We start from the raw sequence: 15,204 nt of genomic DNA, 5'->3' as shown, positions 1-15,204 counted from the left end.
CTCACAGCGCGGTTTCATCGGTTTCGCCGGTGCGGATGCGCACCGCCTGGCCGACATCGAGAACGAAGATCTTGCCGTCGCCGATTGCGCCGGTGTTGGCCGAAGCCTGGATCGATTCGACCACCTTGGCGGCGAGATCAGCCGCGCAAACGACCTCGATCTTGATCTTCGGCACCATGTTGGTGCTGTATTCAGCGCCACGGTAGATTTCGGTCTGGCCCTTCTGTCGGCCAAAGCCCTTCACCTCGGTCACGGTCATGCCCGCGACGCCGATCTCGGTGAGTGCCTCGCGGACCTCGTCGAGCTTGAATGGCTTGATGATGGCAATGATGAGTTTCACCGGCGCCCCTTTCGCTATTGTCCCGAAGGTGCAGACAGCAATGGTCGTGCCAGAATCGAAAATGGCGCGATTCCGCGTCATTTCCCGAAAGTAAATATTACCGAAAAGTGAAATTTTGTGCAGCTGCGAAGGGCTGCCTAAGATTCAGGCAGCGTCAGCGATGACTTTGCGTGCAGCGGCCTCGTCTTCGTCATCCACCATCACGCGGACCGGGATGAACAGCGCGCTGCCGTCGGCGATGCTCGCATTGCCGTCAAGCGCGATCGCCGGAATCCCCTCTGATTCCAGGCGACCAATCAGGATGAAAGCCAGGTTCCGGTCAAACCGGCCAATTTCGACAAGGGCCATCAGGAAATGACGCGCGTCGGATTGCGGACCGGCAGGCCATCAATGCTCTTCGTCCGCACGGCATATTTGGCGAAGCGTACCTCGTCGCCGTGAGTCGCGTGATATTTGCTGAGCGTCTCCCGTTCGCGCTCGAAGCGCAGATGCGGCACGCCCCAGCCGCAACTCGTCTGCACCTGATCGACCGCAATCTCGAAAATCTGGCGCGTGCCGGGCAGGAGCGTGAAGTGAGTCGCGAGCTCAGCCCAGCGATCGTCCTGCGGCAGGATCGCGGTGCCTCGGCCATAGATACGCAAGATCAGCGCCGGTTTGTCGAATGCGCAGAACATGAGGGTGATCCGGCCATCGGCGGCGAGATGCGCGTTGGTCTCGTTGCCCGAGCCGGCGACATCCAGATAGGCGACGCGCTTGTCGCCCAGCACGCGGAAGCAATCCATGCCCTTGGGGCTGAGGTTGATCCGGGCGCCCGGTGCCGCGGTGGCGACGAAAAAGAGCGGCTGGCGCCCGATAAAGGCCCGGTGATCGTCAGTCAGAGCGTCGAAGAATTCGGCCATGATAGCATCATCCCGTCATGCCGGCGCACGTCGGCATCTCCCTCGATCGAGCGGGACGCCCATAGCGAGGAGAGCTGCGCTTTCGCCGGGGCGACAATGAAAGGCAAGCCTCGCCGGCTCAAACCACGCGCGGCACGCGCGGCCGGCCGAGCGGGCATTCGAGGCTCGCGCGATCCCAGCCGCCGAGATCGGCGGCGACATCATAGGTCGACTGGCAGAAAGCGAGCAGGGCCCTGTCTGGATCGGCGGCGCTGCGCACTGAATCATAAGGCAGGAGGAACTCGCCCATCTCCGCATTATAGGCTGCCTCGGCCGGTTCGACCTTCGCCTCGGCATAGCCGGCGGGCGCGGGATAGGCATAAGCGTAGAAGGCCGCATGCGGATAGGCGTCGCTGCCGGGCCAGAAGCCGATGCTTGCTTCCTCATGGCTATAGGCCTCGCACGTCACGGCATCGGGCAGTCCAGGCAGGCCGCCTGGATGGCGCGGCGCGACACGGCCCGAGAAACGCGTCGAGGCGAGATCGAAGCTGCCCCAGAAAAGATGGATCGGGGACGCCTTGCCGAGAAAGCCGGTGCGGAAGGTCCCGAACACGCGCTGGACCTGGACCAGCGCGCGCCAGAAGCGGCGTGCCGCATCGCCGTCATAGGGACGGGCCTCATGATCCTCGGCAAAGGGGAGCGCACCCGGCATTTCGCTCGGCTTGCCGTCGAATGACGTCTTGACGCCAAGGTCGCCGAGCGCGGCTACCACTGCGGCGTGGAAATCTGCGATGCCGCCCGGTTCGAGAGCAATCGTCCGGACAGCACCATCGCTGTCGGCAAGGATGAGGCGATCAGCGATCAGATCGAAATCGATCTGGAGGATGCGGGGGCCGCACGGGATCGGCGATGTCGTCAGTCCGCGGGCGGTGAGATAGAGCGGGACGTGCCAGCTGTGATTGAGCCACGGGGCCAGCGCGAGCCTGACCTTGCCGATGATCTGCGCGCGGAGCTGGAGCCCGATCGCTGTCTCGCGCCATTCGAGCCAGTCAAGCTCGGGCCAAAGTGCGGATGGTTGCATCATGACACCTAGTAGTCGCCTCTCGCCCGCACTAGCATACCCTAGGAGGGGCGAGATGTTTGTTTTCTGGTGGCAGGGCAGGGGGTTTCTGACACTCCTGACCGTGGTCGCGATGGCGATCATGATCGGCATGATCGCCGATGCGGCTCATTTGCCCTCCTGGACGCGCCTGTTCTGGGCCGTCGTCCTGCTCGTTGCCGCGCCGGTCAACTGGCTGATCGGCACGCGGTTGAATGTCAAGCGACGCGGTTACGCGCCGCCCGCCACGCTCATGCGGCGGTTCCTGTACCGGGCGCCGCATAAATTCATGTCGTTGCCAATGGAGAGCTGGTCGATCGTGATGGTGATCGTGGCGACCGGCCTCGTGCTCCAATCGGCGCTGGTCCGCTAAACCGCCGTACCGCCCACTGTCAGCCCGCTGACCAGCAGGGTCGGCTGCCCGACGCCTGCCGGGACGCTCTGCCCGCCCTTGCCGCACATGCCGACGCCTTCGTCGAGCGCGAAATCATTGCCGATGCCAGTCACCTTGGTCAGCACGCTCGGGCCGTCGCCGATCAAGGTCGCGCCCTTGATCGGGGCGCCGAGCTTGCCGTTCTCGACCAGATAGGCCTCGGTGCAGGAGAAGACGAACTTGCCCGAGACGATATCGACCTGGCCGCCGCCGAAGCTCTTGGCGAAGATGCCGTTCTTCATCCGTGCGAGCAGCTCGGCGGGATCGTCCTTGCCGGCGCGCATGAAGGTGTTGGTCATGCGCGGCATCGGTGCATGGGCGAAGCTCTCGCGACGGCCATTGCCGGTCGGCGCGACGCCCATCAGGCGGGCATTGAGGCGATCCTGGATATAGCCCTTGAGGATGCCGTCCTCGATCAGGATGTTCTCCTGGGTCGGCGTGCCCTCGTCGTCGATCGAGAGCGAGCCGCGCCGGTCGGCGATCGAGCCGTCATCGATCACGGTGACGCCGGGGGCTGCGACGCGCTCGCCGATCCGGCCCGAAAAGGCCGATGTGCCCTTGCGGTTGAAATCGCCTTCGAGCCCGTGGCCGATCGCCTCATGGAGGAGAATGCCGGGCCAGCCCGGCCCGAGCAGCACGGTCATGTCGCCGGCGGGGGCAGCGACTGAATCGAGATTGACCACTGCCTGGGCAAGCGCCTCGTCGATCGCACGGTTCCAGGTCTCGGGCTGCATCAGATCATTGTAGAGATAGCGGCCGCCCATCCCGAAATTCCCGGTCTCGCGCCGGCCATTCTGCTCGACCACGATCGAGACGTTGAGGCGGACCAGCGGGCGGATGTCGGTCGCGACGAAGCCGTCGGCGCGGACGATCTCGACCACGCTCCAGCTGCCCATCAGCGACACCGAAACCTGCGCCACCCGCGGATCGCGCGCGCGGGCGGCGGCATCGATCGTCTGGCAGAGATTCACCTTGTCGGCGAAGGGGACGAGGTCGAGCGGATCACTATCGGTGTAGAGATGGCGGTTGGTGGCGCGCGGCGGCGGCGCCTTGGCGCTCGCTGACGGATCGATCAGCGCCATCGTCCCGGCGGCGCGGCCGATCGCGGCGGCGCTCAACTCATTGGCATGGGCAAAGGCGGTGGTCTCGCCCGAGACGGCGCGCAGGCCGAAGCCGGAATGCGTGTCATAGGAGGCGGTCTTCAACCGGCCGTCATCGAACCCGAATGCTTCGGACTTGCGATACTGGAGATAAAGTTCGCCATCATCGGCCTTGGCGAGCGCTGACGCCGTGAGGCGCTTCGCCTCGGCGGGATCGAGCTGGCCATCATGATAGAGAAAGGAGCGGGGGTCTGAGAGGCTGGTCATGCCCCGCAATATAGGGGGCTTAAATGCTGGCGCCAGCAGGATGATCAGGCAATGTCGATTGGTCGACGCCGTCCGCCGGGCCGCCGATCAGCACGAAGCGCCGGTCGCAATAGCCGCAATCGACATAGCCAAGCTCGTCGATCTGGAGGAACACGCGCGGATGGCCGAGGGCGGCACCGCCGGGAATGTCGCTGGCGCCGTCACAGGCGACACGACTGTGGCTGACGCGGAGGGTTTCGGGCGGGGCGATCATGACGCGCGGATAGCAAGGCCGGGCCGCCGCTTCAATCGCCTCCTTTGCCTGCTCGGGCTTGCCAATCGCATTGATCCTCCCGCAGGTTGGACGGATCATGAAGGGGGTCGGGATGAATTTACGATGTGTCGGCATCGCGGCGGCCCTGCTGATGGCGGCCAATGCCGCCTCAGCGCAATTGATGCAGGACGGTAAGCCCGCCGCACCAAGCCCCAGACAGGCCGAGAGCGGCGGGTTCGCGGTAATTCAGATGGCGTCGGACAACCAGGACCGCTTTCACGCCGAATGGGAAACATCGACGCCGGGTGCGAATCTGACGACGACGACGGAAACGGTCCGCAACGCACCGATCTTCACGTTCCTGGTTTTCACCGGCTGCAAGGCCGACGCCGCCGGCAATTGCAACGTGACAGCCGATTTCCATGTCATCGGCCCGCAGGACAAGGGCTCGGAGGAATATTCGACCGCGAAGGATGCGCCGGTATGGATGAAGAAACCACCGGCGAAAAATATCCTGTTCCTGTCCGACGCGTCGCTCGGACTGCGCATCGAAGACAAGGATCCGCTCGGGGCCTACATCGTGCGCGCCGTCGTCACGGATCATGTCGCCAATATCACGTTGAAAACCGAACAGACCCTCACCGCCGTGGAAGCAAAGTGACTTGCCACCGGCGCCATTCGGCCTAAGGCCCGCCCATATGACCGAAGCAGCGATTGCAATCGAGGGTCTGTGCAAGACCTATGCGGGCGGCAAGCGCGCGCTCGATGACGTTTCGTTCGAGGTGCCGCGCGGCACGATCTTCGGGCTGCTCGGCCCGAACGGCGCCGGCAAGTCGACATTGATCAATATCCTGGCTGGCCTCGTCAACAAGACAAGCGGCAAGGCCTCGATCTGGGGCTTCGACATCGACCAGCACCCGCGCAACGCCAAGGTGTCGATCGGGATCGTCAACCAGGAGATCCTGTTCGACCCCTTCTTCACGCCATTCGAGACGCTCGAGATCCAGGCAGGGCTGTACGGCGTGCCCAAGGCGAAAAGGCGCTCGATGGAGCTGCTTCGCGCAGTGCATCTCGACGACAAGGCCAACGCCTATGCGCGCACGCTCTCGGGCGGGATGAAGCGGCGGCTGATGGTGGCCAAGGCAATGGTCCATTCGCCGCCGGTGCTGGTGCTCGACGAACCGACCGCCGGCGTCGATATCGAGCTTCGCCAGCAGCTCTGGGCTTATGTCCGGTCGCTCAACGCACAGGGCGTGACGGTGGTGCTGACGACTCATTATCTCGAGGAAGCCGAGCAGCTGTGCGACCGGATCGCGATCATCAACCATGGCAGGGTGATCGCCAACAAGCCGACCCGCGAACTGGTCGGCATGGCGACCGAGAAGCTGGTCGAGGTCACGGTCGATCGTGACGTCGCGACGCCACCCCAGGCGACCTGCTTCCAGAAGATCGAGCTCAAGGGCACGCGTACCCTCGCCATCACCTATGCCAAGGACAAGGTGAATGCCGGCGAGGTGCTCGCCGCCGTCCAGGCTGACGGATATGGTATCGTCGACGTTTCGACCCGCGAGGCCGATCTCGAGGACGTGTTCCTGAACCTCACACGGGCGTCAAATGCGTAAATGACCCATATATCCGACGTCCTGATCATCGGCTCCGGCGCCGCCGGCCTCACCGCTGCCCTCAACCTCGCGGACCGGTTCAAGGTGACGGTCCTTGCCAAGGGCGGCCTCAACGAGGGATCGACTGCCTGGGCGCAAGGCGGGATCGCAGCTGTGCTCGAGCCGGGAGACACGTTCGAGAGCCATATCGAGGACACGATGATTGCCGGCGCGGGACTCAATGACCGCGCCACCGTCGAATTCGTCGTCGAGCAGGCACCGCGCGCGATCGAGCGGCTGACCCGGCTCGGTGTGCCGTTCAGCATGGACGGCAATGCGCCGCACCTGACCCGCGAGGGCGGGCACAGCCATCGCCGCATCGTCCATGTCGACGACGCGACCGGCTGGGCGGTTCAGGTCGCGCTGCAGACCGCTGCCGAGGCGCATCCCAACATCACCCTGGTGCCCGACATGGTCGCGATCGACCTCGCCACCAGCCGGCATGAGGAGCGCTATTCGGGCGCGGGCAATGTCTGGGGCGTCTATGCCGTCAACCGCACCACCGGCCGTGTCGAATTGTTCACTGCCCGTGCCACCATCCTCGCGACCGGCGGGGCAGGGCGGACCTATCTCTTCTCGACTGCGCCGCGCGGCGCGACCGGCGACGGCATCGCGATGGCCTGGCGGGCCGGGTGCCGCGTGTCGAACATGGAATTCATGCAGTTCCACCCGACCTGCCTCTATAATCTGGAGGTCAAGAATTTCCTGATCACCGAGGCAGTGCGCGGCGAGGGCGGCCGCCTGCTGATTCCGGAAACCGGCTATCGCTTCATGCCCGATTTCGACGAGCGGGCCGAGCTCGCCCCGCGCGACGTGGTGGCGCGGGCGATCGACCATGAGATCAAGCGGCTCGGGCTCGATTATGTCCATCTCGACATCAGCCATCGCGGCCCCGAGTTCGTGAAGGAGCATTTCCCCAATATCCACGAAAAGCTGCTCGGGCTCGGCATCGACATGACGAAGGAGCCGATCCCGGTCGTACCGGCGCAGCATTATACCTGTGGCGGGATCGTGATCGACCTTGACGGCCGTACCGATCTTCCCGGGCTTTATGCGGCGGGCGAATGCAGCGAATCGGGGCTGCACGGCGCCAACCGCCTCGCCTCCAACTCCCTGCTCGAATGCTTCGTGTTCGGCGAGGCGACCGCGCGGCACATCGCCGCGCACTGGGACGCGCTGCCGCCGCCGCCCGCGATCCGTCCCTGGGACGAAAGCCGGGTCGCCGATTCCGACGAGGAAGTCGTCATCAAGCAGAACTGGACCGAGATCCGACGCTTCATGTGGAATTATGTGGGCATCGTCCGGACGACCAAGCGGCTCGAGCGCGCGCAGCACCGGATCAAGCTGCTGACCGGCGAAGTCGAAGACTATTACGGCCATTTCCGGGTGACGCCCGACCTGATCGAGTTGCGCAACCTGCTCCAGACCGCTGACCTGATCGTCCGTTCCGCGCTGCACCGCCATGAATCGCGCGGGCTTCACTATACGCTCGATTATCCGGAGATGCTGCCCGAGGCAGTGGATACGATCCTCGTCCCGTAACCGGGGATCTGCCGATCCGCGACCGCGCGTCGTGGGCAGTGATGGGCGCTGCGCTGGCATGGCAGCTGGGCGCGGGCGGAGCGGGGGTGAATATTCACTTTGGGCCGCAACCGAAAATCCAGCAAGGAGGCGCCCATATGAGCTGCGTCTTCCAACGCGCGATCGGGGTTAGCGGCCATTGCCCCGCAAGGGGGGTGGTTCCCAGTCCGGCCGCCAGCCAGCGCACCTGACGCACGCTCCCGCCATACCAGCGTGCGTGTGCGCCGAAATCATTGCGCAAGGCAATCGCATGGACGATTCTTCCATCCGGAAGCTGGTGATAGTCGAAAATATTACGCTGGAGGCGCCCGTCTTCCGCGATGACCGAGCGTGCGAAGTACACTCTCGCCCAATCGAGGCGGCGCGGAATGGCGAAATCGATCCGACGCGCCGCCTCATCCGTTCTCGCAGGGACGGGCATGACGCGAAATCCCGTTGCCGCAATCATTGCCAGCACGGTGGCGGTCGCTATCCGCGGACGGGATTTCGCATCGCGTATCAGGATCCATGCCATGATGCCCAGCAGTGGCAATATCCATTTGAAATAATGGATATTGCCATATTGCCACAGTCCGCTTGGCAGAAGATCGATATAAGCGACGAGGATCAGCGTATAGGCGGCCGCCGCTGACAGCAGGCATGCCGCATACCCGCGCTGCGCCGCATCATCGCGGGTCGCGAGCGTGAAAAGGCTGCCGCAGAGCCCAAGAAATACCCAGGGCATTCGGCTAAGCAAAGCCCTGCCGCTTGGAAACCACGGCTCCGGATCGATGAACAGGACGGACGCTTTCCAACCAAGCGTCGCGAAGGAGAACCCAACATCGGCGGACATGCGCACATAATCGGTGTTGTTGGGGCCGTAGATTGAAAGATGGAGCAGCGCATAAACGCCAAGGATCAGAGTCGCGCCGAGCCCCGCAGCCAAGACCAACCGCCACTCGAGCAGGCGGTGCCGAGCAAGAGCAAATGCCGAATATCCCCCCAAGAACAGAACGACCACGGCATCCGTGGGCCTGGTCAGCGGAATCATCGCGGCGCCGAGCCCCATCGCGCTGGCGTCGCGCATTCGGATCGGCATCCGCCCAACCGCGATATCGCCGGTCTTTGCCATCAACCACCAGATCAACGCGGCCGACAGCGTCGTTGTCCAAGGCTGCACCCAGCTATGCCATAATTCGCTTGGCCACAGTACGGTGGCAAGGAGGATAAGCAGCGCCGTTCCGGGCTTGACGCCGAGATGGCCGGCCACCCGGGCAACTGATTGCGCCATGATACCGACGCAGATCAGGTCAACCGGCAGAAACGGATTGTTGGGCAGCACGAAGACGAAGGGCGCGGCAATAAATGCATAAAGCAGCGGGTACCAGTGGCTGGCGGGCGACAGGTCGTCCGAGGCAAAGGCCTGGGCGGATCGCAAATAGGCGCTCTGATCGGCCCAATGCTGCCATGTGTGGCCGGTGAAAAGGCCGATCGGACCTGATTTGAGGATGCACAAGAGGAAATAAACGGTTGTGGCGAGAATCCCCGGCCACCAGCGCGCCCAAATATACGCTGTTATCCCTCGAAACGGGCGACCATCGCAGGCTGTTGCTACGCCGCTCACGGCGCCCGTCTTAAGGCCGGATCTGATCGAAACAACTCCCCAGTTACAGTCAGTTGATTATTTCTGACGTTCCGGGGAGACGGTGCGCGATGATTGGCTATCACTGCTTCCACCACCGCCTTCATCAGCGCCTGGCGCTGAGGGATCGGCCTGGCCGTATCGCCGATCATCACGCTGCGGCTGTCCGGCGCCATCAAGGCGAGCGCGCTGGCGGTCGGCTGCGGCGATTCGAAACGACGCAATTTCTGTGTCTATATCCGGCCGGGCGACGCCGCTTTCGAGATCAACCATGTGATCGAGCGCCGCGATATCTGAGGCGGCGAAAGGCCATCCGGCAGCGTCGTCGAACTCTCTAATGAAATCAGCAGGCTGGAGCGCGGGTCCAAGGACCGCTTTACCGCGCGCCCTGTTCGCTTCACCGCAACGCTCGAGCGATAGGGATTCCGCAAGGAGATTCCGTGTCTAATGGTGTAGGAAGGGGGATGGGGCTTTATTTGGTGACTCAGATTCTACCATTTCATCTTCCAAAGCCGGCAGCGGCAATCCTGCTCGCCGCCGCCCTTTGCGCGTGCGGCCATGACACCCGAACTCATATCGCCATCGGCGCGCCGGCCGCGCCCCGGCCGATACCGATGCCTTCGCCAGCCTATAGCGTGGTGATTCCCGTACCGGCGCCCACACCCAGACCGATCAGGGCACCCGAGGCGCTTGTCTCCAACATCTCGATGCTCACCCGCAATTTCAATGGCCGGGTCGGCATTGCGGTGCGCAGTATCGACCAGGGATGGACGGTCGACAGCAATGGCGACATCCGCCTGCCGCAGCAGAGCGTCAGCAAGCTGTGGGTGGCGATGACGGTGCTCGACTATCGCGATTCGGGGCGGCTCAGGCTCGAGGATCCGGTCGTCCTGACCAAGGATGACTTCACCCTGTTCCACCAGCCGGTCGCAGCGTTGATCAAGGGCGACGGCTATCACACCACGATCGGCGAGCTGCTGCACCGCGCGCTGACGATGAGCGACAATACCTGCAACGATCGGCTGCTGCGCTATGTCGGCGGCCCTGCGGCGGTCCGTGACTTCATTCGTCGCAAGGGGCTGGGCGATATCCGCTTCGGCCCGGGCGAGAAATTGCTGCAGAGCGCGACCGCCGGGCTCGAATGGAAGCCCGAATTCGCCTTCGGCAACGCCTTTACCCGCGCCCGCGCTCGCCTGCCCCAGACAGCGCGGATCCAGGCGTTCGAGCGCTATGTCGCCGATCCGCCGGACGGCGCCGCACCGGAAGCGATTGCCGGCGCGCTCGCCAAGCTCAAGCGCGGCGAGCTGCTGTCGAAGGATTCGACTGACCTTCTCATCGGGACGATGGAATCGTCGAAGACGGGCAAGCAGCGGATGCATGGCGCGGTGCCCGCCGGCTGGAGCTTCGGCCACAAGACCGGCACCGGCCAGGATCTCGGATCGCGCACCGCCGGCTATAATGATGTCGGGCTGCTGATGGCGCCCGATGGCCACAGCTATGCGATCGCCGTGATGATCGGCGACACGCCGAAGTCGATTCCCGAGCGCCAGGCGCTGATGCAGGGCGTGGTGATGGCAGTGGTCGCGAGCAACAATGGGGGTCAGAGCCTCGCCTCGGCGGGGCGCAGCACCGCGCCCGAGCGTTGATGACAGCGAATTAATCGCGACGGGCTTGGGGCAAGCGCCTCACGCTGCTATCCCCCGGCAATGGCGTCCAACCACCTCTATCTCGTCGACGGTTCCGGCTATATCTTCCGCGCTTATCACCGGCTTCCGCCGCTGACGAACGTGCATGGCGAGCCGGTCGGCGCGGTCTATGGCTATACCACCATGTTGTGGAAGCTCGCCGACGAGCTCCACAAGGCCGACGGGCCGACTCATATGGCTGTGATCCTCGACAAATCGAGCCATACTTTCCGCAATGAGCTGTACGACCAGTACAAGGCCCAGCGCCCGCCGCCCCCCGAGGATCTGATCCCGCAATTCCCGATGATCCGCGATGCGACGCGCGCCTTTTCGCTGCCGTGCATCGAGGAAGAGGGGCTCGAAGCCGACGATATCATCGCGAGCTATGCCAAGGCCGCGCTGCGCGAGGGCTGGTCAGTCACGATCGTCAGCTCGGACAAGGACCTGATGCAGCTGATCGAGCCCGGGCTCGACCTGTACGACACGATGAACAACCGCCGGCTCGGGCCCGAACATGTCCTGGAGAAGTTCGGCGTGATGCCTGACCGGCTCGGCGACGTGCTCGGCCTGATGGGCGACAGCGTCGACAATGTGCCGGGCGTGCCCGGCGTCGGCCCGAAGACCGCCGCCAAGCTGATCCAGGAACATGGCGACCTGGAAGGCGTGCTCGCCGCCGCGCCGTCGATGAAGCCGGGCAAGCTGCGCGACAATCTGATCGAACATGCCGACAATGCACGCCTGTCGCGCGTGCTGGTGACGCTGAAGGACGACGCGCCGCTGAAGGATTCGCTCGAGGAGCTCGCGCTGCAGGGCATTCCCGAAGCGCCGCTGCGCGCTTTCCTCGAACATCACGGCTTCAAGTCGCTGCTCGCCAAGCTTTCCGCCGTCGCCGATGCCCCGGTCGAGGCGCCGAAGAGCGTACCACAGGAGGAAGACCCGCCCTGTGACCATGACGGCTACGAGACGGTGGTCGACGTGGCGGCACTCGATGCGTGGATCGCAAAGGCGCGCGCCCAGGGCTGGATCGCGATCGACACCGAGACCACCGGCGTCGATGCGACGCGCGCCGAGCTGGTCGGGATCAGCATGGCGCTCGAGCCGAACAAGGCCTGCTACATTCCGCTCGCGCATGGCGGCACCGGGCTGTTCGCGGAAAAGCCCGATCAACTCACGCCCGCCATCGCGCTGGAGAAGCTGGGGCCGCTGTTCGAGGACCCAGCCGTCCTCAAGATCGGGCATAATCTCAAATATGACATGATCGTGCTCGGCCGGCTCGGCATCGACGTGGCGCCGCATGATGACACGATCCTGATGAGCTTCGATCTCGATGCCGGCCTGCACGGCCACGGCATGGACGAGCTCGCGGCGACTCACCTCTCGCACAGCTGCATCGCCTTCAAGGACGTCGTCGGCACCGGCAAGAGCCAGCGAAGCTTCAACGAGATCGATCTGAAGGCGGCCACCCGCTATGCCGCCGAGGACGCCGACGTGACGCTCAGGCTGTGGCGGCGCTTCAAGCCGCGGCTCGTCGCCGAGGGCGCGACCCGGATCTATGAGATGGTCGACCGTCCGCTCGCCCCGGTGATCGCGCGGATGGAGCGGCACGGCGTCAAGGTCGATCGCGAGAAGCTCGCCCAGCTCTCGACTGAGTTCGCGCACTCGATCGCAGCGCTCGAAACCGAGATCCACGGCCTTGCCGGCGGGCCCTTCACGATCGGCAGCCCCAAGCAATTGGGCGACGTGCTGTTCGAGCGGATGGGCATCAAGGGCGGCCGCAAGGGCAAGTCAGGCGTCTATTCGACTGACGTCACCGAACTCGAACGGATCGCCGCGGACAAGGACTCACCCGGCAAGGTGATTGCAGCGCGGGTGCTCGACTGGCGCCAGCTCTCCAAGCTGAAGAGTACGTACACCGACGCGCTCCAGGCGCAGATCAACCCCGAGACCGGCCGCGTCCACACCAGCTACTCGTTGACCGGCGCCCAGACCGGGCGGCTTTCCTCGACTGACCCCAATCTCCAGAACATCCCGATCCGTACCGAGATCGGCCGCCAGATCCGCGACGCCTTTGTGGCGGAACCCGGCAACGTGCTGCTTGCCGCCGATTATTCGCAGATCGAGCTACGGCTGGCAGCGCATATGGCCGATGTCCCCGCGCTCAAGGAAGCCTTTGCCAGCGGCGCCGACATCCACAGCATGACGGCACAGGAATTGTTCGGCGAGGTCAATCGCGACACCCGCGGCCGCGCCAAGACGATCAACTTCGCGATCCTCTACGGCATTTCGCGCTGGGGGCTGGCCGGGCGGCTCGACGTGACGGCGGACGAGGCGCAGGGGATGATCGACCGCTATTTCGAGCGCTTCCCGGGTATCAACCACTATATCGTCGAGACCACCGAAAAGGCGCGCGACAAGGGCTATACCGAGACCTTGTTCGGCCGGAAGACGCATTTCCCTCGGATCAAGTCCAAAGTGCAGCATGAGCGCCAGGGGGCCGAGCGCGCCGCGATCAATGCGCCGATCCAGGGCACCAGCGCCGACATCATCAAGCGCGCGATGGTGCGAATGGGGCCGGCCTTGGCCGATGCCGGGCTGCCGCATGTCCGCATGCTGCTCCAGGTGCATGACGAACTGGTGTTCGAGCTGCCCGAAGGCGATGTCGACGCGGCGCGGCCGGTGATTGAGCGCGTCATGGCGACTGCGGCCGAGCCCGCCATCACACTCAGCGTGCCGCTCGGCATCGAGATCGGTGTCGGCGCAAGCTGGGGTGCGGCGCATTGACCGTAGCTGACGGTATCCCGGATGACCTGAACGCGCTGGCCAAGGGGGGACGGACCAACATCATGGGGTTCCTGCTGCGGCTCGCGGCGCGCCTCCCCTTTCTGTTCATCGCCGGGCGCATCTACGGGCCGGATCTGGTCGGGCGATTCGCGCTCGCCGTCGTCGTCGTCGAGCTCGCCGCCTTGCTGGCGACGCTCGGGCTGAAGCGCGGGCTGGCGCAGGCGCTCTCCTCGACCGACCGGCCGCATATCCATGTCGTCGCCGATGCGATGACGGTGGTGTTCGTCGTCTCGATCCTGCTCAGCGCCCTGCTGATCGCCTTCCCGCAGGTGATGTACCCCGACAGCAAGGTCGAGGGAATGGAGCCATGGCTGCCCTGCATCGTCTTCGCGGTCGCCTGGTCCGATGTGAGCCTCGCAGCGCTTGCCTATCGCCGCAACGTGCAGGCGACGGTGAACGCGCGCGCGATCGTCGAACCCTGGACGATCAGCGCTGGCGCCTGGATCTTCTCGTTCATCTCGCTGCATGACGGCCTCATCCTCTCCTATATGTGTTCGATGACGGCAGCGCTGATCGCGTCGCTCATTCCGTTTTTTCGCAGTTATGGCTTGCCGCGTGGCTGGACGCCGCATGTCGGCAGGCTGTTCGCGCTCGCCCGCCGCAACGCGCCGCTCGCCGGCGCCGACGCAATCGAATGGGGCACGCGCAATGTCGATCGCTTCATCCTCGGCGTGATGTTCGAGCCGAAGATCGTCGGCATCTATTATATGGCACAGCAGGTCGCCTCGATCCCGGGCAAGCTCAAGACCAGCTTCGATCCGATCCTCGGACCGGTGATCACTTCGAGCCTGGCGCGGGGCGACCGCGAGGCGGTTGCCAACCAGGTCCGCCAGGTAGGGTTCTGGATTCTCGCGGCGCAGGTCGGGCTGGCGCTGATGGGATCGATCCCCGGCGAAGCGGTGATGGGCGTGGTCGGGCCCCAATTCGTCGCCGGCACCGCGGCGCTCGGCTTCCTGCTGACGGCGGAGGCGGCCGCCTCGACGGGCGCGGTTTCCGAATCGGCGCTGATCTATATCGCGCGCGTGCAGAATCTGATGATCTCGATCGGGATGCTGTGCTTCCAGATCGGCCTCAGCTTCGCGCTGATCCTGATCATGCGCGGCATGGGCTGGCCCACCAACTATCAGGCGGCGGGGCCGGCCATCGCGCTGTTCACGTCGGTCGGGATCACCTCGATCATCAAGTCGACCTATTTGTCGCGCCTGCTCAAGGCACGGGTGTCGGGCCTGCGCCTGCCGCTGGTCTGGGCAGCGCTGACCGCGATCATGGTGGGCACTGCCTTTACTGCCCTGCCCAAGCGATTCGAATGGGCCGAGCTGCTGATCGGCATCCCGGCGATCTGCGCCAGCTATCTGTTCGTGCTGTTCCGCTGGGCATTCGGGCCCGAGGACCGCGCGCTGTTTACCAAGTTGCCCAAGATCGAGGAAGCGACGCTCCCCACCTGA

15 protein-coding genes are annotated in these 15,204 nt (G+C 64.4%); 7 read left to right on the top strand and 8 right to left on the bottom strand.

All coding sequences use genetic code 11. The annotated features are described in order from the left end of the window. Position 1: 1 nt before the first annotated feature. The 4 genes from ABD050_RS28645 to ABD050_RS28630 all read right to left on the bottom strand — a co-directional run bounded on the left by ABD050_RS28645 (position 2) and on the right by ABD050_RS28630 (position 2,302). A complete protein-coding gene (locus ABD050_RS28645; RefSeq protein ID WP_343892997.1) occupies positions 2 to 340 on the bottom strand; it encodes a P-II family nitrogen regulator in 339 nt (112 codons plus the stop codon). Between the two features lie 144 nt (positions 341 to 484). Further along, positions 485 to 688, bottom strand: a complete 204-nt coding sequence (locus ABD050_RS28640; protein ID WP_343892996.1) for a putative signal transducing protein — start codon at positions 686 to 688, stop codon at positions 485 to 487. Beyond that, the gene (locus ABD050_RS28635) at positions 688 to 1,239 is read right to left on the bottom strand and encodes a pyridoxamine 5'-phosphate oxidase family protein (RefSeq protein WP_343892995.1); all 552 of its coding nucleotides are present in this window, start codon (positions 1,237 to 1,239) and stop codon (positions 688 to 690) included. The genes ABD050_RS28640 and ABD050_RS28635 overlap by 1 nt, the downstream gene beginning before the upstream one ends. Positions 1,240 to 1,357: 118 nt before the next feature. Beyond that, positions 1,358 to 2,302, bottom strand: a complete 945-nt coding sequence (locus tag ABD050_RS28630; RefSeq protein WP_343892994.1) for a DUF5996 family protein — start codon at positions 2,300 to 2,302, stop codon at positions 1,358 to 1,360. 52 nt (positions 2,303 to 2,354) lie between these two features. Here ABD050_RS28630 and ABD050_RS28625 point away from each other — a divergent pair, with 52 nt between their 5' ends. Further along, positions 2,355 to 2,690, top strand: coding sequence for a hypothetical protein (locus ABD050_RS28625; RefSeq protein WP_343892993.1), 336 nt, complete (start codon positions 2,355 to 2,357; stop codon positions 2,688 to 2,690). Here the strand turns inward: ABD050_RS28625 and tldD are convergent. Then, entirely contained in the window at positions 2,687 to 4,117 is a 1,431-nt protein-coding gene (tldD, locus tag ABD050_RS28620; protein WP_343892992.1) for a metalloprotease TldD, read from the bottom strand. The genes ABD050_RS28625 and tldD overlap by 4 nt on opposite strands. Positions 4,118 to 4,136: 19 nt before the next feature. Beyond that, positions 4,137 to 4,370 (bottom strand): zinc-finger domain-containing protein, encoded by a 234-nt coding sequence (locus ABD050_RS28615; RefSeq protein ID WP_343892991.1) that lies wholly within the window; start codon positions 4,368 to 4,370, stop codon positions 4,137 to 4,139. 97 nt (positions 4,371 to 4,467) lie between these two features. Between ABD050_RS28615 and ABD050_RS28610 the strand changes: the two genes are divergently transcribed. Genes ABD050_RS28610 through nadB form a run of 3 tightly spaced genes read left to right on the top strand, consistent with a single transcriptional unit; the run spans position 4,468 to position 7,573 of the window. Then, positions 4,468 to 5,031: a hypothetical protein gene (locus tag ABD050_RS28610; protein ID WP_343892990.1), complete on the top strand. Its 564-nt coding sequence runs from the start codon at positions 4,468 to 4,470 to the stop codon at positions 5,029 to 5,031. A gap of 37 nt (positions 5,032 to 5,068) precedes the next feature. Further along, entirely contained in the window at positions 5,069 to 5,992 is a 924-nt protein-coding gene (locus tag ABD050_RS28605; protein ID WP_343892989.1) for an ABC transporter ATP-binding protein, read from the top strand. Beyond that, entirely contained in the window at positions 5,993 to 7,573 is a 1,581-nt protein-coding gene (nadB, locus tag ABD050_RS28600; protein ID WP_343892988.1) for an L-aspartate oxidase, read from the top strand. Between the two features lie 94 nt (positions 7,574 to 7,667). Here nadB and ABD050_RS28595 read toward each other — a convergent pair whose 3' ends face one another. Beyond that, a complete protein-coding gene (locus ABD050_RS28595) occupies positions 7,668 to 9,215 on the bottom strand; it encodes a hypothetical protein (RefSeq protein WP_343892987.1) in 1,548 nt (515 codons plus the stop codon). Between the two features lie 57 nt (positions 9,216 to 9,272). After that, positions 9,273 to 9,506 (bottom strand): hypothetical protein, encoded by a 234-nt coding sequence (locus ABD050_RS28590; RefSeq protein WP_343892986.1) that lies wholly within the window; start codon positions 9,504 to 9,506, stop codon positions 9,273 to 9,275. 191 nt (positions 9,507 to 9,697) lie between these two features. Between ABD050_RS28590 and ABD050_RS28585 the strand changes: the two genes are divergently transcribed. The 3 genes from ABD050_RS28585 to ABD050_RS28575 all read left to right on the top strand — a co-directional run bounded on the left by ABD050_RS28585 (position 9,698) and on the right by ABD050_RS28575 (position 15,204). Beyond that, complete coding sequence (locus ABD050_RS28585) at positions 9,698 to 10,879, top strand: serine hydrolase (protein WP_343892985.1); 1,182 nt, start codon at positions 9,698 to 9,700, stop codon at positions 10,877 to 10,879. A gap of 60 nt (positions 10,880 to 10,939) precedes the next feature. After that, complete coding sequence (gene polA, locus ABD050_RS28580; protein ID WP_343892984.1) at positions 10,940 to 13,699, top strand: DNA polymerase I; 2,760 nt, start codon at positions 10,940 to 10,942, stop codon at positions 13,697 to 13,699. 62 nt (positions 13,700 to 13,761) lie between these two features. After that, entirely contained in the window at positions 13,762 to 15,204 is a 1,443-nt protein-coding gene (locus ABD050_RS28575) for a lipopolysaccharide biosynthesis protein (RefSeq protein WP_343893049.1), read from the top strand.

Origin of the sequence: Sphingomonas oligophenolica (assembly GCF_039522915.1) — a bacterium.
Taxonomy (GTDB): Bacteria; Pseudomonadota; Alphaproteobacteria; order Sphingomonadales; family Sphingomonadaceae; genus Sphingomonas; species Sphingomonas oligophenolica.
The sequence above is the reverse complement of the archived record's forward strand: the minus strand, read 5'-3'. Positions and strand labels throughout refer to the sequence as shown.